Source organism: Shewanella loihica PV-4, assembly GCF_000016065.1.
GTDB lineage: Bacteria > Pseudomonadota > Gammaproteobacteria > Enterobacterales > Shewanellaceae > Shewanella > Shewanella loihica.
The window spans coordinates 1,475,964-1,502,572 of sequence record NC_009092.1; the positions used below are offsets into that span (position 1 = coordinate 1,475,964).

The 26,609-nt window shown below is 53.8% G+C and carries 25 protein-coding genes; 17 read left to right on the plus strand and 8 right to left on the minus strand.

The window, feature by feature from the left end:
- Nucleotides 1–50 precede the first annotated feature (50 nt).
- Both aceA and SHEW_RS06565 read left to right on the plus strand, forming a co-directional pair.
- Nucleotides 51–1,376: an isocitrate lyase gene (gene aceA / locus SHEW_RS06560; RefSeq protein ID WP_041406525.1), complete on the plus strand. Its 1,326-nt coding sequence runs from the start codon at nt 51–53 to the stop codon at nt 1,374–1,376.
- Between the two features lie 348 nt (nt 1,377–1,724).
- Nucleotides 1,725–3,173 (plus strand): HDOD domain-containing protein, encoded by a 1,449-nt coding sequence (locus SHEW_RS06565; protein WP_011865079.1) that lies wholly within the window; start codon nt 1,725–1,727, stop codon nt 3,171–3,173.
- A 2-nt stretch (nt 3,174–3,175) separates the two neighbouring features.
- Here SHEW_RS06565 and SHEW_RS06570 read toward each other — a convergent pair whose 3' ends face one another.
- From SHEW_RS06570 to SHEW_RS06585, 4 genes are all read right to left on the minus strand, one after another.
- Nucleotides 3,176–3,649: a nuclear transport factor 2 family protein gene (locus tag SHEW_RS06570; protein ID WP_011865080.1), complete on the minus strand. Its 474-nt coding sequence runs from the start codon at nt 3,647–3,649 to the stop codon at nt 3,176–3,178.
- 23 nt (nt 3,650–3,672) lie between these two features.
- Complete coding sequence (locus tag SHEW_RS06575; protein ID WP_011865081.1) at nt 3,673–4,497, minus strand: M90 family metallopeptidase; 825 nt, start codon at nt 4,495–4,497, stop codon at nt 3,673–3,675.
- A 279-nt stretch (nt 4,498–4,776) separates the two neighbouring features.
- Entirely contained in the window at nt 4,777–5,202 is a 426-nt protein-coding gene (locus tag SHEW_RS06580; RefSeq protein WP_011865082.1) for a hypothetical protein, read from the minus strand.
- On the minus strand, nt 5,162–5,905 hold the full coding sequence (locus tag SHEW_RS06585; RefSeq protein WP_011865083.1) for an AAA family ATPase: 744 nt from the start codon (nt 5,903–5,905) through the stop codon (nt 5,162–5,164). Before SHEW_RS06585 ends, SHEW_RS06580 begins: the two co-directional genes overlap by 41 nt.
- A gap of 617 nt (nt 5,906–6,522) precedes the next feature.
- Here SHEW_RS06585 and SHEW_RS06590 point away from each other — a divergent pair.
- The 3 genes from SHEW_RS06590 (at nt 6,523) to SHEW_RS06600 (ending at nt 7,941) form a co-directional block, all read left to right on the plus strand.
- Entirely contained in the window at nt 6,523–6,747 is a 225-nt protein-coding gene (locus SHEW_RS06590; protein ID WP_011865084.1) for a DUF3820 family protein, read from the plus strand.
- A gap of 127 nt (nt 6,748–6,874) precedes the next feature.
- The gene (locus SHEW_RS06595) at nt 6,875–7,177 is read left to right on the plus strand and encodes a hypothetical protein (protein ID WP_011865085.1); all 303 of its coding nucleotides are present in this window, start codon (nt 6,875–6,877) and stop codon (nt 7,175–7,177) included.
- 263 nt (nt 7,178–7,440) lie between these two features.
- Complete coding sequence (locus tag SHEW_RS06600) at nt 7,441–7,941, plus strand: GNAT family N-acetyltransferase (protein WP_011865086.1); 501 nt, start codon at nt 7,441–7,443, stop codon at nt 7,939–7,941.
- Nucleotides 7,942–8,082: 141 nt separating this feature from the next.
- Here the strand turns inward: SHEW_RS06600 and SHEW_RS06605 are convergent, their stop codons facing one another.
- Together SHEW_RS06605 and SHEW_RS06610 are read right to left on the minus strand one after the other, a co-directional pair.
- A complete protein-coding gene (locus SHEW_RS06605; protein WP_011865087.1) occupies nt 8,083–9,843 on the minus strand; it encodes a bifunctional metallophosphatase/5'-nucleotidase in 1,761 nt (586 codons plus the stop codon).
- 141 nt (nt 9,844–9,984) lie between these two features.
- Complete coding sequence (locus tag SHEW_RS06610) at nt 9,985–11,118, minus strand: CNNM domain-containing protein (RefSeq protein WP_011865088.1); 1,134 nt, start codon at nt 11,116–11,118, stop codon at nt 9,985–9,987.
- Nucleotides 11,119–11,263: 145 nt separating this feature from the next.
- Between SHEW_RS06610 and rlmN the strand changes: the two genes are divergently transcribed.
- The 9 genes from rlmN to SHEW_RS06655 all read left to right on the plus strand — a co-directional run bounded on the left by rlmN (nt 11,264) and on the right by SHEW_RS06655 (nt 20,901).
- A complete protein-coding gene (gene rlmN / locus SHEW_RS06615) occupies nt 11,264–12,385 on the plus strand; it encodes a dual-specificity RNA methyltransferase RlmN (protein WP_011865089.1) in 1,122 nt (373 codons plus the stop codon).
- A gap of 32 nt (nt 12,386–12,417) precedes the next feature.
- Nucleotides 12,418–13,206: a type IV pilus biogenesis/stability protein PilW gene (gene pilW, locus SHEW_RS06620; protein WP_011865090.1), complete on the plus strand. Its 789-nt coding sequence runs from the start codon at nt 12,418–12,420 to the stop codon at nt 13,204–13,206.
- Entirely contained in the window at nt 13,206–14,216 is a 1,011-nt protein-coding gene (locus SHEW_RS06625) for a RodZ domain-containing protein (RefSeq protein WP_011865091.1), read from the plus strand. Before pilW ends, SHEW_RS06625 begins: the two co-directional genes overlap by 1 nt.
- 19 nt (nt 14,217–14,235) lie before the next feature.
- On the plus strand, nt 14,236–15,351 hold the full coding sequence (gene ispG / locus SHEW_RS06630) for a flavodoxin-dependent (E)-4-hydroxy-3-methylbut-2-enyl-diphosphate synthase (protein WP_011865092.1): 1,116 nt from the start codon (nt 14,236–14,238) through the stop codon (nt 15,349–15,351).
- Between the two features lie 153 nt (nt 15,352–15,504).
- Nucleotides 15,505–16,776 carry a histidine--tRNA ligase gene (gene hisS, locus SHEW_RS06635; RefSeq protein ID WP_011865093.1) on the plus strand — a complete coding sequence of 424 codons (1,272 nt, stop codon included), beginning with the start codon at nt 15,505–15,507 and terminating at the stop codon, nt 16,774–16,776.
- 14 nt (nt 16,777–16,790) lie between these two features.
- Entirely contained in the window at nt 16,791–17,414 is a 624-nt protein-coding gene (locus SHEW_RS06640; RefSeq protein WP_011865094.1) for a tetratricopeptide repeat protein, read from the plus strand.
- An 11-nt stretch (nt 17,415–17,425) separates the two neighbouring features.
- Nucleotides 17,426–18,613, plus strand: a complete 1,188-nt coding sequence (bamB, locus tag SHEW_RS06645; RefSeq protein ID WP_011865095.1) for an outer membrane protein assembly factor BamB — start codon at nt 17,426–17,428, stop codon at nt 18,611–18,613.
- Between the two features lie 94 nt (nt 18,614–18,707).
- Nucleotides 18,708–20,177: a ribosome biogenesis GTPase Der gene (gene der / locus SHEW_RS06650; protein WP_011865096.1), complete on the plus strand. Its 1,470-nt coding sequence runs from the start codon at nt 18,708–18,710 to the stop codon at nt 20,175–20,177.
- A 190-nt stretch (nt 20,178–20,367) separates the two neighbouring features.
- Nucleotides 20,368–20,901, plus strand: a complete 534-nt coding sequence (locus SHEW_RS06655) for a hypothetical protein (protein WP_011865097.1) — start codon at nt 20,368–20,370, stop codon at nt 20,899–20,901.
- A gap of 231 nt (nt 20,902–21,132) precedes the next feature.
- On the opposite strand, the gene xseA is transcribed toward SHEW_RS06655, so the two are convergent.
- Nucleotides 21,133–22,461: an exodeoxyribonuclease VII large subunit gene (gene xseA, locus SHEW_RS06660; RefSeq protein WP_011865098.1), complete on the minus strand. Its 1,329-nt coding sequence runs from the start codon at nt 22,459–22,461 to the stop codon at nt 21,133–21,135.
- A gap of 119 nt (nt 22,462–22,580) precedes the next feature.
- Here xseA and guaB point away from each other — a divergent pair, with 119 nt between their 5' ends.
- From guaB to tadA, 3 genes are all read left to right on the plus strand, one after another.
- Nucleotides 22,581–24,047, plus strand: a complete 1,467-nt coding sequence (guaB, locus tag SHEW_RS06665) for an IMP dehydrogenase (RefSeq protein WP_011865099.1) — start codon at nt 22,581–22,583, stop codon at nt 24,045–24,047.
- Between the two features lie 102 nt (nt 24,048–24,149).
- Nucleotides 24,150–25,727 carry a glutamine-hydrolyzing GMP synthase gene (gene guaA / locus SHEW_RS06670; protein WP_011865100.1) on the plus strand — a complete coding sequence of 526 codons (1,578 nt, stop codon included), beginning with the start codon at nt 24,150–24,152 and terminating at the stop codon, nt 25,725–25,727.
- A gap of 146 nt (nt 25,728–25,873) precedes the next feature.
- On the plus strand, nt 25,874–26,410 hold the full coding sequence (gene tadA, locus SHEW_RS06675; RefSeq protein ID WP_011865101.1) for a tRNA adenosine(34) deaminase TadA: 537 nt from the start codon (nt 25,874–25,876) through the stop codon (nt 26,408–26,410).
- A gap of 45 nt (nt 26,411–26,455) precedes the next feature.
- On the opposite strand, the gene SHEW_RS20820 is transcribed toward tadA, so the two are convergent.
- On the minus strand, nt 26,456–26,593 hold the full coding sequence (locus SHEW_RS20820) for a hypothetical protein (protein WP_190272411.1): 138 nt from the start codon (nt 26,591–26,593) through the stop codon (nt 26,456–26,458).
- Between the last annotated feature and the right edge of the window lie 16 nt (nt 26,594–26,609).

Genomic DNA, 26,609 nt, shown 5'->3' on the forward strand with positions numbered 1-26,609 from the left:
GTGAGTGGTATTGAGGGAGCTGGATGCTAACACCTGAGATGGAGAAGATTATGACTAAGGCAACTACACAGATTTCACGTCAACAACAGATTGATGCGATTAAGCAAGATTGGGCTGAAAATCCACGTTGGGCCGGCGTTCGTCGCCCCTATTCAGCAGAGGACGTAGTGGCCTTACGCGGTTCGATTGTCCCGGAAAATACCCTGGCAACCCGCGGCGCCGAGAAGCTATGGCAGCTGGTTAATGGTGGCGCTAAGAAAGGTTATGTTAACTCGCTCGGCGCCCTGACCGGTGGTCAGGCGGTACAGCAGGCCAAGGCGGGTATTGAGGCCATCTACCTGTCGGGCTGGCAGGTAGCTGCCGATGCTAACCTGGCGGGCACCATGTACCCAGATCAGTCGCTTTATCCGGCTAACTCAGTACCTGCAGTGGTTCAGCGCATCAACAACTCGTTCCGCCGCGCCGACCAGATCCAGTGGAGCAACGAGATCGACCCACAAGATGAGCGCTACACAGACTACTTCTTGCCTATCGTGGCCGATGCCGAAGCCGGTTTTGGTGGTGTACTTAACGCCTACGAGCTGATGAAGAACATGATCGATGCCGGCGCGGCGGGTGTGCACTTTGAAGATCAGCTAGCCTCGGTGAAGAAGTGTGGCCACATGGGCGGTAAGGTGTTGGTGCCGACCCAAGAAGCGGTACAGAAACTAGTTTCGGCGCGTTTGGCTGCCGACGTGAGCGGCGTACCAACTCTGGTTATCGCCCGAACCGATGCGAACGCTGCGGATCTGCTGACCTCTGATTGCGACCCTTATGATCGCGACTTCATCACCGGCGAGCGCACTTCAGAAGGTTTCTACCGTGTGAATGCGGGCATTGACCAGGCTATCTCTCGTGGTCTGGCCTACGCCCCATACGCAGATCTTATCTGGTGTGAGACGGCTAAGCCGGATCTTGAAGAGGCGCGTCGCTTTGCCGAGGCTATCCATGCGCAATACCCAGATCAGCTGCTGGCCTACAACTGTTCACCTTCTTTCAACTGGAAGAAGAACCTGGATGACGCCACCATCGCCCGCTTCCAGCAGGAACTGTCGGACATGGGCTACAAGTACCAGTTCATCACCTTAGCCGGTATTCACAACATGTGGTACAACATGTTCGACCTCGCCTATGACTATGCGCGTGGTGAAGGCATGAAGCACTATGTCGAGAAGGTACAGGAAGTCGAATTCGCCGCGGCGAAGAAAGGCTACACCTTCGTGGCGCACCAGCAAGAGGTGGGTACAGGCTACTTCGATAAGGTGACCAATGTGATCCAAGGCGGTGAGTCTTCGGTCACGGCGCTGACAGGCTCTACCGAAGAGGAGCAGTTCTAAAGTTTCGACTTGCTGTCCTTTAGCAGCGGTTGTTCCTCGCACTGTGTTCCTACGTGCAGTGCGAGGTTTTTCTTTCCTTTCTACTTGTTTATTTTTGCTTGCTTTGGCGGTCCCTCTTGAGCCGCCTTTTTTATTTTGTGCTTATCAATACGCTCCCGCAGCCGATAAAGAGATGAAATCCTCACCAAGCGAGCAGCTGGCGCAGGATAAAGCCCAATTGCCACTGGCGGCTGATGTAATTGTTATGTTATAAGTTTTTCTGCCTATAATTCATCAAAGACGGCGCCGGCAAGCGAGCGCTATCCTTATTTTTTTATATAAAAGAGTAGATACGCATTGAACACTGCCATGTCAGGTAAAGGTGCAGAATACTGGACCAAACGCATCAGCGAACAGGAGATGCCGGCACTGAGCTCGACGGTGAAAACCCTAGAGAAACTTGCCAAAGATGATGTTTCCTCCCTGGCGATACTCGGCCGCAGCGTGATGCATGACAACGCGCTGACCTCGCGAATTCTTAAGGTGGCCAATAGCGCCATCTATAACAAGGGGATCTCCCACGTCACCACTGTAAGCCGCGCGGCTGTGGTACTGGGCTTTGATACCATACGCAACATCTGTATTACCGCCAAACTGCTCAGTAGCCTGCTAGAAAACAAGGGCTTATCTGAGCCTGTGTATCACAGGCTGCTCACCCTGATGGCCAGAGCCTTCCAGGCTGCCATGCTGGCCAAGATGATGCTTAAAGATCATGATGAAGAGCTGCAAGAAGAGGTGTTTATTGCCGCGCTGCTCTATCACCTGGGAGAGAGTGCCTTCTGGAGCATGGGCGGTGAGACCACAGAGCAGCTCGATGCGCGCCTTAATCAGGTCGATGAGAAGGATGCCAACAATGTGGTTAGAGAGGTTCTGGGCACCTCTTTTACTCAGCTTTCCATGGGCATAGCCAAAAACTGGGGCCTAGGTGAGGTGTTGGTGAAGTCCCTGTCTAACCCGAACGAGCGCACGCCAGAGATCCGCTCCATCTACCTTGCGAACAAGATTAGCGAGTTGATGGCCAGCGACAGCAAAGATATTGCCGAGCTGAATCATCGAATCAAGCAGGCGGCAGACATGCTGGATCTCGAGGTGGATGAGTTTAAGGGGCGGATGATTCAGTGCAGCCACGCCACGCGAAAGCTGGCCGATACCTATGGCGCCAAGGTGCTGGTGGCCTTTTTGCCCGATACTCACCAATTGACGCTGGCGGCGGAGCCTGAGGCCGAGCCCATTAAGGTGCGTGAGTTTAATGTCGACCTGCAGCTGAAGAAATTAAGGGAACTTACAGATTGTGCCATCAACAAGGCGAACTTTAATGAGGTGATCACCATTACCCTGAGTGGGCTGCTCGATGGTATCGGCATGGATCGCTGCGCCGTGATGCTGCTCTCACCAAACCGTAAACGCCTGCAACCTCGGGTGGTGTTAGGCGAGAACGGCGATAAGATGAAGAATGAGTTTATCGTCGAGCTCAATCACGATAAGAATGTGTTTGCCGAGAGTGTCGATCTCAAGAAACCGCTGTTTATCGACAACCCTAGCTCGGAAAAGTGGCGTCTCTATACCGACGAAGAACTCAGGCGCCACACCTCTGTCATGGGCTTCATGCTGGCGCCGATCTTGGTGGATAACAAGGTGATTGGCCTGTTATATGCCGACAGGCACAGCTCAGAGCGTAAGCTGGCGGAAGTGGATTTCGAGCGCTTTACCCACTTCGCGCAGCTGACCAATCTCTGTCTATCTGTCTCTGTGCATTAACACTACTCTTTCTGACTCGCGGCGCTGATTTGCGCCGTGATCCGCTTGGCCATGGCGTTGGGGATAGGAAAACTCAGGTGGTATTGCAATATCTTCCAGCCTCCCGGCGTCAGTACCAGAGTGCCTGTGCCGCGGCAGTTGCCGTAAGACTTACTGCTTAAGTGTTCATCGAAGACTATCACCTCGCCGTGTTGCTGGAGCTGCCTCGAAACTAGGGTGTAGTGCCAGCCCTTTGTCGGGCGGGCATAGGCGGAAAATTCCTGCATGTTCCAGTTTTCCGTGGCATCGGTACCGATAAAGTGGGCATCCTCGGTATAGAGGGCGAAGTAGTTGTCCCAATCGGCGCTCGCCGCGTAGCCGTGAAGCTTGTCTAAGGTCTGGGTCGCCTCTAGCGGGATCTCAGCCCGGCAGATGCCGCTCATAAGGAGGGCGCTGGCAGCCAAAAGCCAAGTCAGCATGGGATGTCTGACGGTCATGGTAAAACTCCTTTTTCGTGTCGTTAATGCCAGTTTACCGGATCTAGCTTGAAAAAATGACTCATCTGTTGATAGAGGGCCTGATGCTGCTGGTAAAACTCATGGGGGCGTTCGAAGAAGGTCTCGGTGATCACCGCGAAGAACTCGGCCTCGTTGGTGGCGCCGTAATAGTTAAACAGGCTGGGTTGATGCCACTTGGCATCTTCGCGTAGTCGCGTGAACTCCTGCGCCATGACGGTCGACCAAGATTGATAGTCGTTGGCATGGGCTAGGATGGGCGCACCATTGGAGTGGCCATCTTCCTGATCCAGCTGATGGGCAAACTCGTGGATCACCACGTTGTGGCCATCATAGGGTTGGGCAGCATCTTCCTTGGTGGTATGCCAGGAGAGCACCACCTTGCCAAATTCCCAGGACTCGCCAGAGAGTATGTTTTTGCGCTCCCAGAAGGTGCCATCGCCATTTTGCTGAGTCTGGTTGACGATAAACAGGCTGGGGTAGACCAAGATCTGTTTCAGCTTAGGGTAGTAGTCGGTGTCGCGATTGAGCAGTAACAGGCAAGCCTGGGCGGCTATGGTTACTCTGATCTCATCATCAATCTCTATCCCCTGGCAGCCGACGAACTGCTTCTCGGCGATGAAGATCTGGATGTGACGCTTGAGCTGTAGTTGCAGGTCGCTTGGCAGGGCACGAAAATAGGGCATGCGGCGCTTGAGTATGGCGCGCCAACTGGCGGGAAAGGCCCGCTTGGCGATCTGCGCGCGGCGATACCTGACATACCTTGGCTTAAACAGTATGTACCCTATGGCGGCGCTACTGACCAGCGCAAGAATAAAGATGGCTAGCATAAAAATCTCCCTATGATATAGCAAGATATGGTGTTGCTTGCCGCAAATTCAATCTTAGGGCCAGAAAAAGCGTGGAGAAAAAAGGTGTGGAGAAAAAAAGCTGGCAGCCCGTAAGTTCGGAAACTGAAATCTGTCGCTGCCAGAAAGGTTAGGGAGACGGGGCGAAAATGGCGACGCGCTGGGTGATGATGAGCCCAGCGCGTCTGGGGATATAGCTAATCGATTAATACTATCGCTTACTCAATCGACTAATTTAGTCGACTAACTTAATCAACTAATTTAATCGACTATGATGGATTGTTCCTTCTGTTGCCGTTCGCTTTCCGATAACGAGTAATGGTGCTCGATGAGAAAGCGGATCAATTTCGACTTAGCCACGTCGCAGCCGCTGGCTAGTTCGGCGAGGTGCGCGATGGCAGACTCGCTCAGGGTAAAGGTCGCCTTACGATAGGGCCCAGTGCCCTTAGGCACCACCTTAGGTGCGGCCTGAGAGGCATGGCGATTTAGAAAATCACCATCGAAGCCGGTCTCTAAGGCGATAACCTCGGCCATCTGCTGCACATTGCTCGGCTGCCCGGCGGCATAGTGTGTCGCATCTTCGATGAAATCATCGATCAAGGCATCGAGCGAAATATTCAGCAGCTTACGGTTTTGTCTCGCGGCACTAGACTGCGTAGAGCTTTTCTTGAGATCGGCCAGACCCATAGTTACCCCTTAACTTATCCATCTGTTTTTCGGCAAGACGATTGCGAATTTCTGTAGCACTCGAAGCTTGCAGCATTTCACAGGCTATGCTGCGTATCTCCTCGGCGGCCTTGCCTTTTGGCTGAGTTTCCATGACAGACAGACCCGATTCTTCGCTGTCATCATAAATGTTTCGGCTGTAGGTGATGGCGTCAAGCACGTTGATGTCGTAAGTCTTACACACCTCTTTCGCCTCAAAGATGCGGTTAGCCTGGTTTGGTAGGCTAGGGCATTGAGTGATCACGAAAGATGCGCGCATCTTAGGGTTAATCATCATACAGGTAGCGACGATATCATCCATGTGGCTGACGGTTTTCAAGTCTCTGCGCTTAGGACGCAGTGGCATCAACACATGGGAGGCAACCGACATGGTGGCGCGCAGTGCCAGGTTATCCTGACCGCCACAGTCGACGATGACATAGTCATAGTGTTGCTCCAGGCTGAGCAGATCGTTGCGTATCTTGCCGTAGAGCTGTACGCAGTTGATGCTGGCCAGGGTGCCATTGTTGTTACGAGCTTGAATCCAGTCTGAGGTGGTCCGCTGGGGATCACAATCGACCATGATGACCGACGCGCCGCATTCTACCGTGAGAAATACCGCTATGTTTTGGGCTAAACAGCTCTTTCCGCTACCGCCTTTTTCACCGCCAACTAAAATGATCATTCTATTTCCTCTCGACTGCCAATGATTGCCGATGTTTGTTGTTAGGTTCCCAAGTGATGTACTGCTGTCTCGCGACCTCACCTGTTTGGGCATGAGTCCAATTTAGGTGTTAATTAATTGTTGGTCAACTACATGAAAATTGACGTTTTTTTTGATTATGGCGCTTGTCATTAAGTTGACGTTTTGGCTTGTTTGGCAGATATTTGACGCTAAGGGCTTGAGGGATAAGGTCTCACGGATAATATGTTTTAAAACATAAGGTTACTTTTTATTTGTTGGTTTTATTGCCTGACTTGTCATGCTTATGCCTTAAAAGTGTAAGACTTTCACCTTACTTTTATTTCAAAAATTGCGATTATTTAATTTTTATATTTCCAAATGTTATATGTGTAATGACTAAAACTTTGAACTCGGTTTGCTTGCCTCTGGAAAAATTTACCTTATGTTTCAAGGCGGCGCGCGGGAAATGAACAAGTGTTACTGCTATTTATAGCAAGCTCCTTTCTATCCAAAGCACTTTTTATTCAGAGCACTTGGTTTGGCGCCAGAGGTCACGTAAGCTGGGCCCCGCACACCTCCCGATAGCCATTTAGGATAGTTAAGTTAGGATAGTTACGATGGATCAACAGGCCTTAATCGAGGCGATTAATCAAAAAATGCCCTTTGGTAAATATGCAGGATTACGCTTACTCGAGCTGCCAGAGCCCTATTTAGTCTGGTTTCACAGCAAAGGCTTCCCCGAGGGCAAGTTGGGGCAGCAGCTGGCGCTCATCTACGAAGTGAAGCTCAATGGCCTCGAGGGCATGCTCAAGCCGTTATTAGTTCCGCGCACTCAAGGATAAAACTCGGGAATGAGAGCTTGATCTAAAACTGATTCATTGAATGCTGTTTTAGGTACGCCGGGTAGAGATTTATGGCTAAGGCCATGTTTTAATGCAGGGGTTAAAGGCAAACACTTAAGGAATGACAATGATAACTAAATTAGTTCGTTTAGCCGCAGCGGCCACCTTAGCCCTGGGGATCTCGAGTGCCTGGGCGGCTGGTGTAGTGCATCAGGGCACAGTGGTCGATACCATGAACGGTGGCGGTTATACCTATGTTCAGATCAAAGAAGCCGACAAGACCTTCTGGGCGGCCGGACCTCAGGCAGAGGTGAAAAAAGGTGACGTAGTTGTCGTTCAAGAGCAGATGTGGATGAATGACTTTACCAGCAAGACGCTTAACCGCACCTTCGACGAACTGCTATTTGTGGGTCGCATCGACAAGAAGTAACTCGGATGGCCATGCGGCCTGACCCAACATAAGAGCTAAACATAATAGATAGTGCCGCTAACTTGTTATCGGCACTATTTTTTTGCCCGATGGACGACTAATATTAGGCTGCAATTTACGACAAGCAGGTTTGCTAAAAGTGGTGGCAAAGAGCTGGTAGCGGCCAGGCTCATTCGGCCAGTATCACTCGGCCAGCGTCATTCGGCCAGTGTACTCGGCCAGTATCACTCGGCCAGGGCCACTCTGTGAGATTTGATTAGGCGATGATTAAGATAATTCCCTACCGTAAGGGATATAGTACTCAGGTCAGCGAGGTCTATCATCTGGCGGTGCGGGCGATTGACGAGACCCATTACAGTGCGGCGCAGAAGTGCGCCTGGTCGAGGGCGCCGCGCTCTGGCTATCACTGGCAAAAACGCCTGACCCGCTCACAGGCCTGGTTAGCCGTCGACACAGAAAGCCTAATTAGCGGGCTACCGCGCTGCGTCGGTTTTATCAATGTGGAGACTCACTATGCCTCGCGAGGATATATCGACAGTCTCTATGTGCACCCTGGATATCAGGGGCTGGGGATAGCGCGTCAACTGCTACGCCAGCTTGTATCATGGTCGGCGGCGCAGGGGATGCTTGAGCTGAGCGTCGATGCCTCTAGCCTGTCCAGGCCACTGTTTTTGGCCGAAGGGTTTGTTTTGCGACACAAGCGATATCAGGAAAAGGCAGGCCAGATATTTATGGCCTACTATCTGGTGAAGTCTCAGGCCTAGTCTAGCTAAATAGCCTTCCTAGTTAGCCTCACTACTTAGTTTTCCCACTTTAATCTCGATATGTTCTCAGACAAGCAAGTTAAATAAACCTAATAACGTCCCCGAGTTTTCAGGCCTAACTTAATTCTGATTTGGATCTAGCTACAGGCCATCCAGGTGACTGGTATACAACACATGGGGCGGCATGATGCCGTGGAGCCCCTCTTCGCGCTGCATGTAGCGGATGAAGGCCTGGGGCAGGGTGAGCGCCTCAATCGATTCCTGTTGCTCGGCTCTGAGCAGATCCTGATAGCCTTCCTTGCCCGACGCTGTATAGGCCGAGGAGACGCCGCTATACATGCGGTCTGGCATCACACTGTGCCACTGCATCTCGCCGGCGATTTCGGTCAAGATCTCCAGGTGTAGAATGCGGGTGCCCAGCGGCTGCCTGCCGTCATAACAATATTTGAGGCCATAGGTGTAGGGGAAGCTGCCGGCGCCCGTGCCGGTAATGCTGTTGTTGGTGGCCGAGTTGATGGCCGACTCCAGGGTCTGATATAGGTAGCGGCCCAAGATGCGGTATTTCACCAGGGGGAGGGCGAAGGGCAGCAGGCGTCCCAGCACGTCGGCCATGGTCACTGTGCCCTTGTTGAGGGACTGTCTGACGCCGCCGGCATTGTGCAGGGCAAAGTCCACCTGAAGATCGAGTCTGCGGGTCTCATGATAGATGCTCTTGCAGACCCAGGGGGCGATCTCGCTGCCGTGGGGCAGTGCCTTGCTGGGCAGGCGGGTGTGGATCAAGTTTTTCGGCACAAACCCCAGCACCTGATGTTCCAGCGCGTCGATGGCGGGACGATAGCGCTGGGCGATCACCTGATTGATCTCGCTTAGCTCTTCATCCCATAACCCTTCATTCCACAGCACGCCTGGATGCGCCATGAGCTGCAGCTTCAGCGCATTGTAGGTAGCGGCGGTGACCTCTTGCTCCCCTTCGATGATCAGATGCTCATCGAGCATGAAGTAGTTGTGTCCGGCAAGCTTTGTAACACGCCCCTTGTCGTCAAATTCGATGTCGCATAGCCCCAGGGTTTCGGCGTACTTGCCTGCATGCAAAATAGGCGTGTCTTCCACGCGATAGCCATAGGGCAGGGCGTTGATGCCGATAGCGCTGAAATCGCCCTGTAGGGTATGTGAGTGACCACCGACGATCAGACTGATGCCAGGGACTTCTCTGGCTAATTCTTTATCCTTATCCCAACCTAGATGACTCAGCACCAGGATATGATCTATGCCGTCGGCCTTGAGTTTGGCCACCGTATTGGTTGTGGTCGCGATGGCGTTGGCAAAGTGGGTATCTTCATCTGGCCTGGCGATCTCTTTCATCTGATCCAGGGTGATCCCTATGATGGCTATCTGCTTGTCGCCAAGGGGTTTTAGCAGCACCTTGGCCATCTGGCGCTCGGGAATATAGTCAAATAGCTTGGGGTGGCCGGCGAGTCTGTCCTGCTTTAGGGGATCTTCCTGGCTGAGATCCATGTTGCCGGCGAGCAGAGGGAAGTTAATGGTATCGAGAAACCGTTTAACCGGTTGATTGCCAGCGTCTATCTCATGGTTACCCAGCACCATGGCATCTGGGGCGAGGCGATTGAGCAGATCGGCGTTGGCGACGCCCTTAAACTGATTGAAGTAGAGAGTGCCCTGAAAGCTGTCGCCCCCATGCAGAAACAGAAAATCTTGCCCGGCATCTGCCGCTTGCTGACGCGCTTGCTGCACCTGATAGCCGATCCTGGCATAGCCACCGCTATGGCTATAGACCTCATAACTTTGTTGCTCATGGGTGAGCAGAAATTGAACGCGTGAAGGATCGAAGTGAGAGTGGGTGTCGTTGATGTGTGCAAGCTTGAGCGAATATCTGTTGGTCATGTAGGCTCCATCTGTGAAGCGGGCAAGTATACCTCAGCGGGGGTAAATGAAAAAGGGAAGCATTCGCTTCCCTTTGTTAACTTTTCTTAAGTATTTAATGAGCTGCTAATTTATATCGGCTCAGTACTTAAGTTATTTGGGTTATTTGCTCACCTTACCCAGAGGTTCTGTCTCAGCGACGCTGGCCTCTGGTGGCTCGCTCTTCGGCGTTTCGTCATCTTCTGACGAGCCCTCATCCGAGATGCGTATCCCCTTGTGAGTCATGCGGCGCTTCCACAGGCGTCTCGCCAGTTGCTGCATGTCGGTCACAGGGTCGTTGCTGTCGACAATCTCAAGGCCCAGCAGGGACTCGATGATGTCTTCCAGGGTGACTATACCGTGGCCACTGCCGTATTCATCCACCACCATGGCGATCTTGGTGTTGCGCTTAATCATCAGCTGGAACAGCGGCAATATCTTGGCCGTTTCCGGCACGATAACCAAGTTACGACGCACCGCCGAGATAGGCGCCTGAGGCGTGTCCCGCTCCGACAACAGGATGGTGTTGCGGTTGACATAACCCACGATATTGTCGCGATCGCCATCGAAAACCGGAATACGGGTAAAGGGGCTCTTCTTATGAAGCTTGGCAAACTCGGTCTGAGTCATGGTCGCTGGCACGCTGAACATCACGGTTCTTGGCGTCATGATGGCGGTAACCGGCATCTCCTTGACCGACAGCATCTGCGTCAGGATCATAGATTCCTGCTCGTCCAGCTCACCCGACTCATGGCCTATCTTGGCCATGGCGCTCATCTCCTGGCGAATGTATTGGCCATCGTCGCCTTTACCCAGCTTGCGAGTCACCTGCTGTGACATCCAGATCAGCGGCTTAGTGATGCGCTCCATCCACAGCAGCACCAGCGACACACTCGGAGCCAGGCTGCGCCAGTAGTTCGCGCCCAGTGTCTTAGGGATGATCTCAGAGAAGAAGAGGATCAAGAAGGTCAGCACGCCCGAGAAGACGCCTAGCATCTCATCGCCAAACACCTTTGCGGCCTGCGCACCGGCAACGGCGGCACCGACGGTATGGGCGATAGTGTTCAGGGTCAAGATAGAGACCAGTGGCGATTCCACATTCTCCTTCTGGTGGCTCAAACGCTCGGCCGCCGCGGGATGGGTTTCTTTCAGGTTCGCGATAAAGCTAGGGGTAACAGACAGAAGCACGGCTTCGAATACACTACAGAGAAAAGAGATCCCGATAGCGACAAAGACAATAACAATAAGGGTTATCATGGGGGAGGTAAAACAACTCCAGGTAGCAAGCCAATATTAGCTTGGGAGGGATTCTAGCATAGTCTATTTCCTTACTGGCTAAAATTTATTGATATCTGTATAATTCGCCGCCCTGTGGCAGGTTTTGGTGTTGAGGTTAGTCAAAATGAGTGAAAAAAAGATCAATTTATTGGATCTCGATCGTAAGGGATTGAGAGCGCTATTTACCGAGATGGGTGAAAAGCCTTTCCGTGCCGATCAATTGATGAAGTGGCTTTACCATTTTGGCGTCAGTGATTTCGAACAGATGACCAACATCAACAAGGTGTTACGTGCCAAACTGGCCGCGCGTTGTGAGGTGGTGGCGCCAGAGATCTCCAGCTACCAGAAGTCTGCCGATGGCACCATCAAGTTCGCCATCAACGTGGGCAATGGCCAAGAAGTCGAAACCGTCTACATCCCAGAGGAGGACCGTGCCACCCTGTGTGTCTCTTCTCAGGTGGGTTGCGCCCTTGAGTGTACCTTCTGCTCGACCGCCCAGCAGGGCTTTAACCGTAACCTTACCGTGTCTGAGATTGTTGGTCAGATCTGGCGCGTGTCTCACTTCCTCGGTTTCCAGAAAGAGACCGGCGAGCGTCCTATCTCCAATGTGGTGATGATGGGCATGGGGGAGCCGCTGCTGAACCTGAAAAACGTCATGCCGGCTATCGACATCATGCTGGACGACTTCGGCTTCAGCCTCTCTAAGCGCCGCGTGACCGTCTCTACCTCGGGCGTGGTGCCTGCGCTGGATATCTTGGGTGATAACCTGGATGTGGCCCTGGCGGTAAGTATTCACGCGCCAAACGATGAGCTGCGTGATGTGCTGGTACCGGTCAACAAGAAGTATCCGCTGCAGGAGTTCCTGGCGGCGATCCGTCGTTACCTGGCCAAGTCCAACGCCAACCGAGGCCGCGTGACCCTGGAATATGTGATGCTTGATCATATCAACGACAGCACAGATCAGGCTCATGAGCTGGCAGAGTTGATGAAGGATACCCCTTGTAAGATCAACCTGATCCCTTTTAACCCTTATCCTGGGTCACCATATGGGCGTTCATCGAACTCACGTATCGACAGATTCTCTAAGGTGCTGATGGAATATGGTCTGACGGTGATCGTTCGTAAGACCCGCGGAGACGATATTGACGCGGCCTGTGGCCAGTTAGCCGGGGATATTCGCGACCGAACCAAACGTTTAGCGAAAAAACGCATGCAAGATAGTCAGATTTCAGTCACAATAAACTAACTTATTGTATCTGCTACTAGATAGGCTTGCGAATGTTAAGCAAAAAGCCAACATTGACCCTGTTAGTCATCCTGACCTCGGCGCTGATGTCAGGATGCGTGACTGAAAGAACTTACAGTGGCACAGATGTGCCCGTTCAAGAGCGTACCTTCGACAATGTTTCTGCCGCCCGCCAACGGGTGCAGCTGGGTCTGACCTATCTGCAGAAAGGCAACAGCGAACAAGCCAAGTACAACCTGGATAAGGCGCTCGAGTTTGCGCCTAACATCGAAGATGTACACGTGGCATTAGCCTATTACTATCAATCGGTTGGTGAATTAGAGCTGACCGAGAAGGCGTATCGCAACGCCATCAATGCCAGCGATGCCAGCGGCGATTCCATGAATAACTTCGGCGTGTTCCTCTGCCAGCAGGCAAAGTACGATCAAGCCGAAGAGATGTTTCTTCGGGCGGTAAAAATGCCCAAATACACCCGTTCGGCCTCCAGCTATGAGAACCTGGGGATCTGTAGCCGCAAGTCGGGTGACCTGCAAAAAGCACAACGCTACTTCGAGATGGCACTTAACTATGACCCGCGTCGTGCCAACTCCCTATTAGAACTGTCTGAGATCGAATTGGATCTGGGGAACTACTCCGCCGCCAAGAAAGGCTTGGCGCGTTACCATAGAGTAGTGCCCGAATCGGCTCAGAGTTTGGCGTTGGGAATTAAAATTGAGCAAGGCCTAAATGACCCTGAAGCGATGAGAAAATTTGGCATTCTTCTCCTGGCTAAGTTTCCCGCTTCCAATGAGGCCAAGCAGTATAGAGCAAGTATGCACTAATGACTGATAATCAAATCGATATGCTCAAGGATGATGCTGAGAAACCAAAGGAAGCCGGTGAAACACTGGGTCAGTGGTTAAAGGCGGCGCGTGAGTCGCGCCAGATGACTTTAGCCAGCGTGGCCGAGCAACTCAATCTGCGCCCATCGATTGTTCAAGATCTCGAGGCGGACAACTATGACAACATAGCGTCGGCGACCTATGTCAAAGGCTATGTGAAGAATTATGCCCGTATCCTGGGGCTGGAGATGGCCAAGGTCGACGCCTACCTTGCCGAAAGCTTTCCTGTGGTCAGCGCGCCTACCATGCAGAGTTTCTCCCGCAAGACCACGCGCCAGGCCAGAGATGGCCGCCTGATGCTGGTGACTTATCTCATCATCTTCGTCTTGTTGGCCTTGTTGGTACTCTGGTGGGTACAAAAGTCCGCCATGGTGGCCGATCTGGATCTCTCCAAGCCATCGGTGGAAGAAACTGCCGAGCTCTCGACCCTGCCGGCTTCGTCTGAGCCTATGCTAGCTCAAGACCCACAGGCAGGCACAGGCATCGAGATGCCAAGAGAGCAAGCTGCGCCTGATCAAACCGTGTCTGATCAAGCTGTACCTGATCAAACAATGGCGGAGGAGTCTACCAGTGCACAGCTGACAGGCGAACAGGCTGAAGACCTAGCACCTGAGGCTGGCTCGACACCTGAGACTGGCGTAGCGCTGGAAGTGACCAACCAAAATTCCCAAGCAGATGAAGCCCTTAAGAGCGCAGACGATGCCGTGTTGGCCCTGAGCCTGAGTGGTGATTGCTGGATCAAGGTGACAGATGCCGACGGCAAGGTGCTGGTCAATGGCCTCAAGCTGGCAGGCAAAGAGATGAATGTCTTTGGTCAGGCGCCGTTTAAGGTTATATTGGGGGCGCCGCAGTCGCTGACCATGCGTCTCAATGGTGAACAAGTTGATTTGGCCAAGTATCCCAGTGGCCGAGTTGCCAGACTGACGGTCGGTAGCGCCGTCAATCTTTGAAGTAAAAGAGTGAATTAAGATGTACAACGAGTCCCCAATCATTCGCCGCCCTTCGACACGCATCTATGTGGGCGATGTGCCCATCGGTGATGGCGCGCCAATTGCCGTGCAATCTATGACCAACACCCGCACCACAGATGTTGAGGCCACGGTGGCTCAGATCCGCGCGCTGGAAAATGTCGGCGCCGATATCGTACGCGTCTCTGTGCCTACCATGGATGCCGCCGAGGCGTTCAAGGTGATCAAGCAGCAGACTAAGGTCCCGCTGGTTGCCGATATCCATTTCGATTACCGTATCGCCCTGAAAGTGGCGGAATACGGCGTGGATTGTCTGCGTATCAACCCGGGTAACATAGGCAACGAAGAGCGCATCCGCAGCGTGGTGGAGTGTGCTCGCGACAAGAATATTCCGATCCGTATCGGCGTTAACGGCGGTTCATTAGAGAAAGATCTGATGGACAAGTACAAGGAGCCGACGCCGCAGGCCTTGCTGGAATCGGCCATGCGCCATGTGGATATTCTCGACCGACTCAATTTCGATCAGTTTAAGGTGAGCGTGAAGGCGTCAGACGTCTTCTTGGCGGTGGAGTCCTATCGTCTGCTGGCCAAACAGATCAAACAGCCGCTGCACCTTGGGATCACCGAGGCCGGTGGCGCCCGCGCCGGCGCCGTGAAGTCGGCCGTTGGCCTTGGCATGTTGCTGGCCGAAGGGATTGGCGACACCCTGCGTATCTCGCTGGCTGCCGATCCCGTTGAGGAGATCAAGGTTGGTTTCGACATCCTCAAATCCCTGCGTATTCGCTCGCGCGGCATCAACTTCATCGCCTGCCCATCTTGCTCGCGTCAGGAGTTCGATGTGATAGCCACGGTGAACGAACTTGAGCGTCGCCTGGAAGATGTGGTGACTCCTATGGATGTCTCCATCATAGGTTGTGTGGTCAATGGTCCGGGTGAAGCCCTGGTATCGGATATTGGCCTGACAGGTGGTAACCGTAAGAGCGGTTACTATGATGATGGCGTGCGCCAGAAGGAGCGTTTCGACAACGAGCATATCGTAGATCAGCTCGAGGCGAAGATCCGCGCCAAGGTCGCCAGCGTCGACGCGCGTATTCCGACAACCGATATCACGGAATAACCCTTTGCTTGCTGCGCAGAAGATGGGGCTTTTAGCCCCGTTTGTGGCGCAGCTCACTGGCGCGCCGCGCCGGTTTTGCGTTTATTGTTGATGCGCCTATAATGCGAGGCGCTTTTTTATTTTTTACAGCTAAATTTCGGACGAGTTGATACAGTGGCAAAACAGATTCAAGCGATTCGCGGAATGAACGATATTCTGCCGACCCAGAGCCCGCTATGGCAAAAACTAGAAGCAGTGTTGCGTGATACCGTTGCGGCCTATGGTTACAGCGAGATCCGCACTCCTATCGTAGAGAGTACCGACCTGTTCAAACGTTCCATCGGCGAAGTGACAGATATCGTCGAGAAAGAGATGTATACCTTTGCCGATCGTAATGGCGATTTGCTGACGCTGCGCCCTGAAGGCACCGCCTCTACCGTGCGCGCGGGTAACGAGCACGGCCTGCTTTACAATCAAGAGCAGCGTCTGTGGTACATGGGTCCCATGTTCCGCCACGAGCGTCCACAGAAGGGGCGCTACCGTCAATTTAACCAGTTCGGTGTCGAGGTCTATGGTATCGCCTCGGCCGATATCGACGCCGAAGTCCTGATGATGTCTCACCGCCTGTGGCAGAAGCTGGGGATCAGCGAGCATGTGAAGCTTGAGCTGAACACCCTGGGGGATGCACAGGAGCGTGCGGCCTACCGTGACGCCCTAGTCGAGTTTCTTGAGCAGCATGAGGAGAAGCTGGACGAAGACAGCCAGCGCCGCATGTATTCAAATCCGCTGCGCGTACTGGACAGCAAGAACCCTGATGTACAGGCGCTGCTGGGTGATGCCCCGGCGCTGATGGATTACCTTGGCGAAGAAAGTCGCGGCCATTTTGCACATTTGTGTGAACTACTTGAAGCCGTTGGCATCCAATACGAAATTAACCCTCGTCTGGTGCGCGGTTTAGATTACTATAACCGCACCGTATTCGAGTGGGTCACCGACAGCCTGGGTGCCCAAGGCACAGTATTGGCCGGTGGTCGTTACGACGGCCTGGTAGGTCAACTGGGTGGCAAAGACACCCCGGCGGTAGGTTTCGCCATGGGGCTCGAGCGCATCGTATTGATGCTGGAGACGCTGGCGCTGACCGACGATGTATCGGGTCCGGTGGATGTGTATGTTACTGCCATGGGCGATGATTGCCGAGTGGCGGCCATCAAGGTGGCGCAGCAGTTACGTGAAGTTGACGGCCTCAAGGTGATGAGTCACTGCGGCGGCGGTAACTTCAAGAAGCAGATGAAACGTGCCGATAAGAGCGGCGCCAAGCTTGCCATAGTGATCGGCGAGACTGAACTGGCCAATGGTCAGGTGGCGCTTAAATATCTGCGTGAAGAGAAAGAACAAGAATTGGTTGCACAGGATTCGTTAGCAGCTTACGTTGCAGAACTGATTTAAAGAGGAAGAGAAACGTGGAAATTTATAGCACAGAAGAACAACAAGTCGATGCTATCAAACAGTTCTGGAAAGACTATGGCAACTCGATTGTCATAGGTGCAGTGGTAGGCCTGGGTGGCCTTTACAGCTGGAACTACTATTCAGATTACAAGGTGGCTCAGGCCGAAGAAGCTTCTGAAGCCTTCCAAACTATCAGCAACTCGGTCAAAGCCGATTCGAGCATGCTGGCGGCCGCCGAGAGCTTTGCTAAAGACCACGACGGTCAGCAGGGCTATCAGGCACTACTACAACTTATCGTGGCCAAGGCCGCGGTAGAAGCCGGTGAGCTGGACAAGGCAGAGCAGGCCCTTAAGCAGATCCTGGTCAGCAAGCCTGAAGAAGGTCTGGTTGCGGTTGCGACCTTGCGTCTTGCCCGCGTGCAGGCAGAGCAAGGTCAGCTGGCAACGGCACTGGCGACTCTGGAGCAGCTTAACACGCCTTCGTTTGCCGTACAGCGTGATGAGTTAAAAGGTGATTTCCTGGTACGCCAAGGCGATGCCGACAAGGCAAAGAGCGCCTATCAGTCAGCCCTGGACAATGGCGGAGCAACTTCAAGCCCAGCCTTACAGATGAAGCTAGATAACCTGAACAAGGCATAAGGAAGCTGCCCATGAAGTCTTGGTGCAAAACATTACTGGCTTGCAGCTTGAGCCTGGGGTTGTTGTCGGCCTGTTCTTCTAACGATGTTGAGGAAGAGCCGGTAAGTCCGCTGCCGCAGATTGAGGCGAGCGTCTTCCCCGAGGTCAGCTGGAGTGCTTCCGTCGGCAGTGGTGTGGGTGACTACTACTCTAAGATCCGTCCGGCGGTGCGTTACGGCAAGCTGTTCGTCATGGATCGTTACGGTGAAGTCGCCGCCTACGATGAAGCCACAGGTGAGCAGGTCTGGTCGCTGGAGATCAGCTCCTGGTTCAAAGAGGGCGCCTTGTCTAAGAACAAGGGCGCGCGTCTCTCCTCAGGCATTACCGCTGCCCGTAACAAGGTGTTCTTCGGTGGTGAGAGTGGCCTGCTGGGCGCCGTCGATGCCGAAACCGGCGAGATGGTCTGGCATGTGACCGCGGGCGGTGAGCTGCTGTCGGCGCCAACTGTAGGCGAAGATGTAGTGGTGGTTCACACCAGCACGGGCGCTCTGGAAGCCTATAACGTCGATGACGGCAAACAGCTGTGGGTCTACGAGAGCAAGTTGCCAACCCTGACCCTAAGGGGCACAGGTTCTGCTGCCTATGAGGCCGGAGGTTTCTTCGTCGGCACCGCCGATGGCAAGGTCGCGGTTGTGGTGAAAAGCAACGGTCAGGCCGCCTGGGAGCAGCCTATCTATACGCCAAAGGGGGGTAACGAGTTTACCCGCATGGCCGACGTGGATATGAAGCCGCTTATCGTGGGCGAGAACATCTACGCGGTGAGCTACAACGGTAACCTGGTCTCCATGGAGCTGCGTACAGGCCGTGTGGTCTGGAGTCGTAAATATTCTAGCTTCAACGAGTTGGCCTCGGCCGGTCTGAACCTTTACCTGGTCGATGACCACGGCCGTGTGTATGCGGTCGATAAGCGTAACGGACTTGAAAGCTGGAGCAACAGCGAGCTGACTAACCGCGAATTGACCTCACCAGTGGTCTTCAAAGACTACCTGGTGGTGGGTGATTTCGAAGGCTATCTGCATTTCATCGATCGCGCCTCAGGCAAGCTGGTGGGCCGCGTCGAAGTGGATAGTTCAGGTTTATTTAGCCAGCCACTGGTAATAGATGATAAGATCTACGTCCAGAGTCGCGGCGGCAAGGTAGCAAGAATTACGCTTCCCTAAGGCGAGCTTTAACAGTTTTTAAAGCCCCTGGACCTTGTGCTGGGGGCTTTTTATTTAAGATATTCAGATAGATTTGTAGATTAGAGGCAAAAAAATGATTCCAGTTGTGGCCCTGGTAGGCCGACCAAACGTAGGTAAGTCGACCCTGTTCAATCGTCTTACGCGCACCAGAGACGCCTTGGTAGCTGACTACCCAGGTCTGACTCGGGATCGTAAGTATGGTCGAGCACATCTATCTGGTTACGAATTTATCGTGGTGGATACCGGCGGTATCGACGGCACCGAAGAGGGGATCGAGACCCGCATGGCAGAGCAGTCGCTGGCGGCGATCGAAGAAGCCGATGTGGTGCTCTTCCTCACCGACGCCCGCGCGGGTCTGACGGCCGCCGACGAGGCGATCGCCGAGCACTTACGCCGCCGCGAGAAGACCACCTTCGTGGTAGCCAACAAGGTCGATGGTATCGACGCCGACTCTGCCTGTGGCGAGTTCTGGGCCCTGGGCCTGGGTGAGGTCTACCAGATGGCTGCCGCCCAAGGTCGCGGTGTGACCAACATGATCGAATACGCGCTGACCCCTTACGCCGAAGCCATGGGACTGACCCGTGACGGCGAGGGCGAAGAGGAAGCCGACGAGCGTCAATACACAGAGGAAGAGGCCGAGGCCGAGCAGCAGCGTCTGCAGGACTTGCCAATTAAGCTGGCGATTATCGGTAAGCCTAACGTGGGCAAGTCGACCCTGACTAACCGTATTCTGGGTGAAGAACGTGTCGTGGTCTACGATGAGCCGGGTACGACCCGTGACAGTATCTATATCCCGCTGGAGCGCGACGGTCAGGAATATGTGATCATCGACACCGCGGGTGTGCGTCGTCGTAGCAAGGTGCACGAGACAGTCGAGAAATTCTCTGTGATCAAGACCCTCAAGGCGGTAGAAGATGCCAACGTGGTGCTCTTGGTGGTCGATGCCCGCGAGGGGATCGCTGAGCAAGACTTAGGTCTGCTGGGCTTCGCCCTGAACGTGGGTCGCGCCCTGGTGATCGCGGTGAACAAGTGGGACGGTATCGATCAAGACGTGAAAGAGCGCGTGAAGAGCGAGCTTGACCGTCGTCTGGGCTTTATCGATTTTGCTCGTATTCACTTCATCTCGGCGCTGCACGGCACGGGTGTGGGTCACCTGTTCGAGTCGGTAGAGGAAGCCTACGAGAGCGCCACGCGCCGCGTGAGCACCTCTATGCTGACCCGCATCATGCAGATGGCTCAGGACGATCACCAGCCGCCGCTGGTGAATGGTCGCCGCGTTAAGCTGAAGTACGCCCACGCCGGTGGTTACAACCCGCCAATCGTGGTGATCCATGGTAATCAGGTGAAGAAGCTGCCGGATTCTTATAAACGCTTCATGATGAACTACTACCGTCGCTCACTCAAGGTGATGGGTACGCCGATTCAGGTCCGTTTCCAGGAAGGGGGCAACCCGTTCGAGGGCCTGAACACCAAGAAGCTAACTGTGAGCCAGGAGCGTCGCCGCAAGCGTATGATGAGTCACATCAAAGACAAGAAGAAGTAACTTTCTCTGTCTCACTAAAAAGGTCAGCCTAGTGCTGGCCTTTTTGTTATCTTGGTGTTTTATCCTGCCCACTCCCTTTTCTTCGGTCTTATAAGCTGCCTGTTGCAAGCAAATCGAACCTTTATAGGGATGCCGACTATACTCAAGAGTGCAGTATTTAAGGTAGTTTAACTCACCTGAGGATAGTGTTATGAAACACCAACAACCCCTGCTGCTTGCCGCCACGCTGGCTCTCTTGGCCGGCGCCGCCCAGGCCGCAGATAAACAGGCCTTACTGGAAGACGCGCTCAACGCCGCGCCGCCGACCCTGAGGGATAAGGTCACAGTGATGGACTGGGACAATAATGTCCTGCAAAAGGGTAGTGTCGATTATACCTGTTTCCCGACCCCGCCTAGTCTGCAAGGCACGGCGCCCATGTGTATGGATGGGCCCTGGATGGAATGGGCCGACGCCTGGATGAACAAGAAGCCGTTTCAAGCGAAAGCCGTAGGTATCTCCTACATGCTGGCCGGTGATGGTGGCGCGAGCAATACCGATCCCTACGCCGAGGGCGAAACCAAAGACAATCAGTGGATCGTCGAAGGGCCGCACCTGATGATCATCATGCCGGATCCCGCCTTGCTCGACAGCCTGCCTACAGACCCTTATGCCGGTGGTCCCTATGTGATGTGGAAGGGCACACCTTACGCGCACATCATGGTGCCTGTGGGGCCTAGAAAGTAATGTCTTATTGCTAGGCGGCTAGTGCCTGGTTTCTAGAGCCTGGTTTCTAGTAGCTGATTTTAAGCAGCCAGTTTCAAGTGCCAGGTTTAAAGCGCCTAGCTTCAAGCGTCTAGTGTTAAGCGCTCATGTTAGCTTCGGCAAGTACAGGCTCAGGCTAACCTTAGTGCTTATTTGCAGATCTTATTAGGTTTTCTATTTAACGCCCGCCAGGGCGTTTTTTTGTCGAAGGACTTAAATCACGGTAGATTGCACCTCGCCATCGACCAGCTTAGTGGTGAGGCGAGCGCCGGTGCGGACATCTTGCGCGCTGTGCAGCACCTTGCCCTCGGTGTCTAGGGTGATGCTGTAGCCACGGCTCAGGGTCGCCAGTGGGCTGACCGTCTCAAGTTGATGGGCGGCATATTGCAGCGACTTTTCTGCCGAGTTGAGCCTTGCCTGCATGGCGCTGTGTAATCTTTGGTTCTGATGGGTCAGACGGCTGGCGGCCAAGGCGAGCTGATGGCTGGGAGAGACCTGGTTTAATCTGGCGTGCAGGGATTGTTGACGGCGCTCCATCTGGTGCAGCTTACCGGTTAAGGCGGCGCCGAGCCTGAGTTGCAGCTCGTCGAAGCGCTGCTCATATTGCTGCAGGCGACGCTTGGGATCCTGACGCTCCAACCTGTGGTGTAGCTGGCTGAAACGCTGTGCCTGTTTCAGGCCATAGTGTTGCCAGCCCTGCTTGAGGCGTGTCATGGTCATCCTGAGTTTGTCGGCCTTGCTGAGCGCATCCTGGGATAGCAGCTCGGCCGCCGCCGAAGGGGTAGGGGCACGCAGGTCGGCGACATAGTCGCTGATGGTGGTATCCACCTCATGGCCCACCGCCGAAACCACGGGCAATGCGCTGTTATAGATGGTATGGGCCAGGGCTTCGCTGTTGAAACACCAGAGGTCTTCCAGTGATCCGCCGCCGCGGGTGAGCAGTAGCACATCCACTTCCATCCTGTCGTTGGCCTGCATGATGGCATGACACAGGGATTTGTCGGCGTGCTCTCCCTGTACCTGGCTCGGATAGATGATCACCTCGATAGAGGGGTCGCGTCTCTTGAGAACATGCAGCACGTCTCTGATGGCCGCGCCGGTTGCAGAGGTGACCACCCCTATGCGTTGAATGTTGCTCGGCAACGGCCGCTTGGTGTCGGCGGCAAACAGGCCTTCGGCGGCCAGCTTCATCTTGAGGGCTTCATATTGCTGAGCCAGCAGGCCATCGCCGGCGGGGAGCATGGAGTCGATGATCAGCTGATAGTCGCCCCTGGGCTCATAGACGCTGATGGCGCCCTTGACCAACACCTGCTGGCCATTGGCCGGACGGAAGGTGACGGCGCGATTGCGGCCCTTAAACATGGCGGCGCGGATTTGGGCGTAATTGTCTTTGAGGGTGAGATACCAGTGGCCCGAGCTGGGCGCCGAAAAATTGGATATTTCTGCTTCGAGCCAGACTTTACCCAGTTCACCTTCGAGTAATTGCCTCACTTCTCCGTTGAGGCGCGACACGGTGTAAACATTATTTTTCGGCATTTTCATAGGTTTTTTGCTACTAAAGCGACTTTTTTACTATTTTCCATTTACCAGACCCAATATGCAAGGTATAATCCCGCCGCAATATTTTACCTCTTATATCACCTACATGGGGAGATGTTGCCATGCTACGTTTAAAAAAAGAAGCACTAACCTTTGATGATGTGTTGCTTGTTCCTGCACACTCGACCGTACTCCCTAACACTGCCGTTCTCAAGACTCGCTTAACCCAAAAGATCGAACTCAATATGCCTATCGTGTCTGCAGCCATGGATACCGTGACTGAAGCGCGCCTTGCCATCGCCATGGCACAGGAAGGTGGTATTGGTTTCATCCATAAAAATATGAGCATAGAGCAGCAGGCCGAGCAAGTTCGCCAAGTAAAGATCTATGAAGCCGGTATCGTTCAGCAACCTGTAACGGTCACGCCTAATACCACACTTGAGCAGCTGAAAGTCCTGACCGAGAAGAACGGCTTTGCCGGATATCCTGTGGTTGACGAAGCCAATGAGTTGGTGGGTATCATCACGGGCCGTGACGTACGTTTCATCACCGACTGGTCTCGCACCGTCGACCAGGTGATGACGCCAAAAGAGCGTCTGGTGACTGTTCCTGAAGGTACGCCGCTGGATGAAGTGCAGAAGTTGATGCACGCTCACCGCGTCGAGAAGGTACTGGTCGTCGACGGTGACTTCAGACTCAAGGGCTTGATCACAGTTAAAGATTTCCAAAAAGCGGAAGAGAAGCCAAACGCCTGTAAAGATGAGTTAGGTCGTCTGCGTGTCGGCGCCGCCGTAGGTGCCGGTGCCGGTAACGAAGCCCGTGTCGACGCCCTGGTGAAAGCCGGTATCGACGTATTGCTTATCGATTCATCTCACGGCCACTCTGAAGGCGTTCTTCAGCGTATTCGCGACACCCGCGCCAAGTACCCAGATCTACAGATCGTCGGTGGTAACGTAGCCACGGCCGAAGGTGCCCTGGCACTGGTCGAAGCCGGTGTGAACGCCGTTAAGGTCGGTATTGGCCCTGGCTCTATCTGTACCACTCGTATCGTCACCGGTGTGGGTGTGCCGCAGATCACCGCAGTATCTGACGCTGCAGCCGCAGTTAAGCACTTAGATATTCCTGTTATCGCCGATGGTGGCATCCGCTTCTCGGGTGACTTGGCTAAGGCGCTGGCTGCCGGTGCATCATGCATCATGGCGGGCTCTATGTTCGCCGGTACCGACGAGGCGCCAGGTGAAACTGAGCTATACAACGGCCGCGCTTACAAGTCATACCGCGGCATGGGCTCTCTGGGCGCCATGACACAAGGTTCTTCTGACCGTTACTTCCAAAGCGATAACGCTGCCGACAAGCTGGTACCCGAGGGTATCGAGGGTCGCGTGCCTTATAAGGGTAAGCTCAAGGAGATCATCCATCAGTACATGGGCGGCCTACGTTCATGCATGGGCCTCACAGGTTGTCCTACCATTAAAGATCTTAATGAGAAGGCGGAGTTTGTGAAGGTAACCTCGGCGGGTATGGGTGAGTCCCACGTTCACGACGTGACCATCAGCAAAGAAGCGCCTAACTATCGTAGCCGTTCTTAATTATTGAAATCAGGCAGTGTCATTGAAAAATACACTGCCTTTTCTTAAGCCGGGTCTTAATAAATGACATTGGCGAAAAATCTGAAAGATAAAAGGTAAAGCATGAGCAACATTCATGATCATAAGATCCTCATACTCGATTTTGGATCTCAGTACACGCAATTGATTGCCCGCCGTATCCGTGAGATCGGTGTCTACTGTGAGCTTTGGGCCTGGGATGTGTCTGAAGAGCAGATCAAAGCCTTTGCGCCTAACGGCATCATCTTGGCCGGTGGCCCAGAAAGCGTTACCGCCGACAACTCGCCTCGTGCACCTGAATATGTGTTTAACGCCGGCGTACCTGTACTCGGCATCTGCTACGGCATGCAGACCATGTCAGAGCAGCTGGGGGGCAAGGTGATCCAAGGCGTAGGCGAAGGTGAATTCGGTTATGCTCAGGTAGAAGTTCAGGCAGCATCTGAGCTGTTCAAGAGCATCGAAGATGCGGTCAGCGACAGCGGCAAGGCGCTGCTTGACGTCTGGATGAGCCATGGTGACAAGGTTTCTGAGATCCCTGAAGGTTTCGTGACAGTGGCTAAGACAGACACCTGTCCTTACGCCGCAATGGCCAACGAAGAGAAGCGTTTCTACGGCGTTCAGTTCCACCCAGAAGTAACCCACACCCGTCAGGGCAAGCGGATGCTCGAGCATTTCGCTCTGGATATCTGTCAGTGTGAGGCCAACTGGAAACCTTCTTCTATCATCGAAGACGCGGTTGCTCGTATCAAGGAGCAGGTCGGCGATGACGAGGTTATCCTAGGTCTGTCTGGTGGTGTGGACTCCTCCGTTGTGGCCATGCTGCTGCACCGCGCCATCGGCAGCAAGCTGACCTGTGTGTTTGTGGACAACGGTCTGCTGCGTCTGAACGAGGCCGACCAGGTACTTGAGATGTTTGGCGACCACTTCGGTCTCAATATCGTTCACGTCGACGCCGAATCGCGCTTCCTCGACGCACTGGCCGGTGAAGCCGAGCCAGAAGCCAAGCGTAAGATCATTGGCAAGGTGTTTGTCGATATCTTCGACGAAGAGTCACGCAAGTGCGTTAACGCCAAGTGGCTGGCCCAAGGCACCATCTATCCAGACGTTATCGAGTCTGCAGGCAGTGCTACCGGTAAGGCCCACGTGATCAAGTCACACCATAACGTTGGTGGTCTGCCGGATGATATGGAGCTGGGTCTGGTCGAGCCGCTACGCGAGCTGTTTAAAGATGAAGTGCGTAAGATAGGTCTCGAGCTGGGTCTGCCGTACAACATGCTTTACCGTCACCCATTCCCTGGCCCAGGCCTGGGGGTACGTGTACTGGGCGAAGTGAAGAAAGAGTACTGTGACCTGCTGCGCCGCGCCGATGCTATCTTCATCGAAGAGCTGCACAAGGCTGACTTGTACAACAAGGTGAGCCAGGCCTTTACCGTCTTCCTGCCGGTTCGTAGTGTTGGCGTGATGGGCGATGGTCGTAAGTACGACTGGGTAGTATCCCTGCGTGCGGTAGAAACCATCGACTTCATGACGGCGCACTGGGCACATCTGCCATACGATTTCCTCGGCAGAGTCTCAAACCGTATCATCAATGAGATCGACGGCATCTCTCGTGTGGTTTACGATATCTCAGGTAAGCCACCTGCAACCATCGAGTGGGAATAATCCCGCGATAAGATGCGTTGAAAGATAGAAAGGGGGCATAGTGATATGCCCTTTTTTATTTGAGTGGCATTAGGTTCCAGCTAGATGAGTAAGCCGAGAAGCTTAGACTAAACCACGGCCTATTGGACCGAAACGATAGGGATCAGATGAGTAACCCGATAGAGAAGCAAACCAGCCTGGATGAGCAGGCGGTAAAAGATGAAGCCTATATGCGCCAAGCCATGGCGCTGGCCGCCCAGGCCGAGTTGCGGGGCGAGGTGCCGGTGGGCGCGCTGTTGGTGAAAGATGATAGTGTGATAGCGACCGGCTACAACCTCAGTATCTGCCGCCATGACGCCAGTGCCCACGCTGAGATGGAGTGCATTCGCGCCGCGGGCCAGGTGATGGAAAACTATCGTTTGCTGGATACCACCCTCTACGTGACCCTAGAGCCCTGCGCCATGTGCGCCGGCGCCATGGTGCATGCCAGAATTGGTCGATTGGTGTTTGGCGCCGCGGATCTCAAGACGGGCGCGGCCGGTAGCGTGGTGGATCTGGTGCGCAGCAGCGCCTTCAATCATCAGCTGGAGGTGACCGCTGGGGTGTTGGCCGAGGATTGCGGCGAGCAGCTCAGCGCCTTCTTTCGCCGGCGGCGTCAGGAGAAGAAGGCGTTGAAGATGGCAGAAAAAAAACAAGGGCAATAGGCCCTTGTTTTTTATGCGTTGTTCGCTTGTTTGGTGTCGCCTTGATTAGTCGATTGGACTCAGGCTGCCAGTTTGCTTAATGAAGGTGAAGAACTGCTTCTGTCGATTGATGGTGTGTTGGTGGCGTATCTTAAGCAGGGTTCTTCGCCGTGAAGACAGATTGTTTAAGGTTTTTTTTCTCATGTTGAACCTCCGTAGG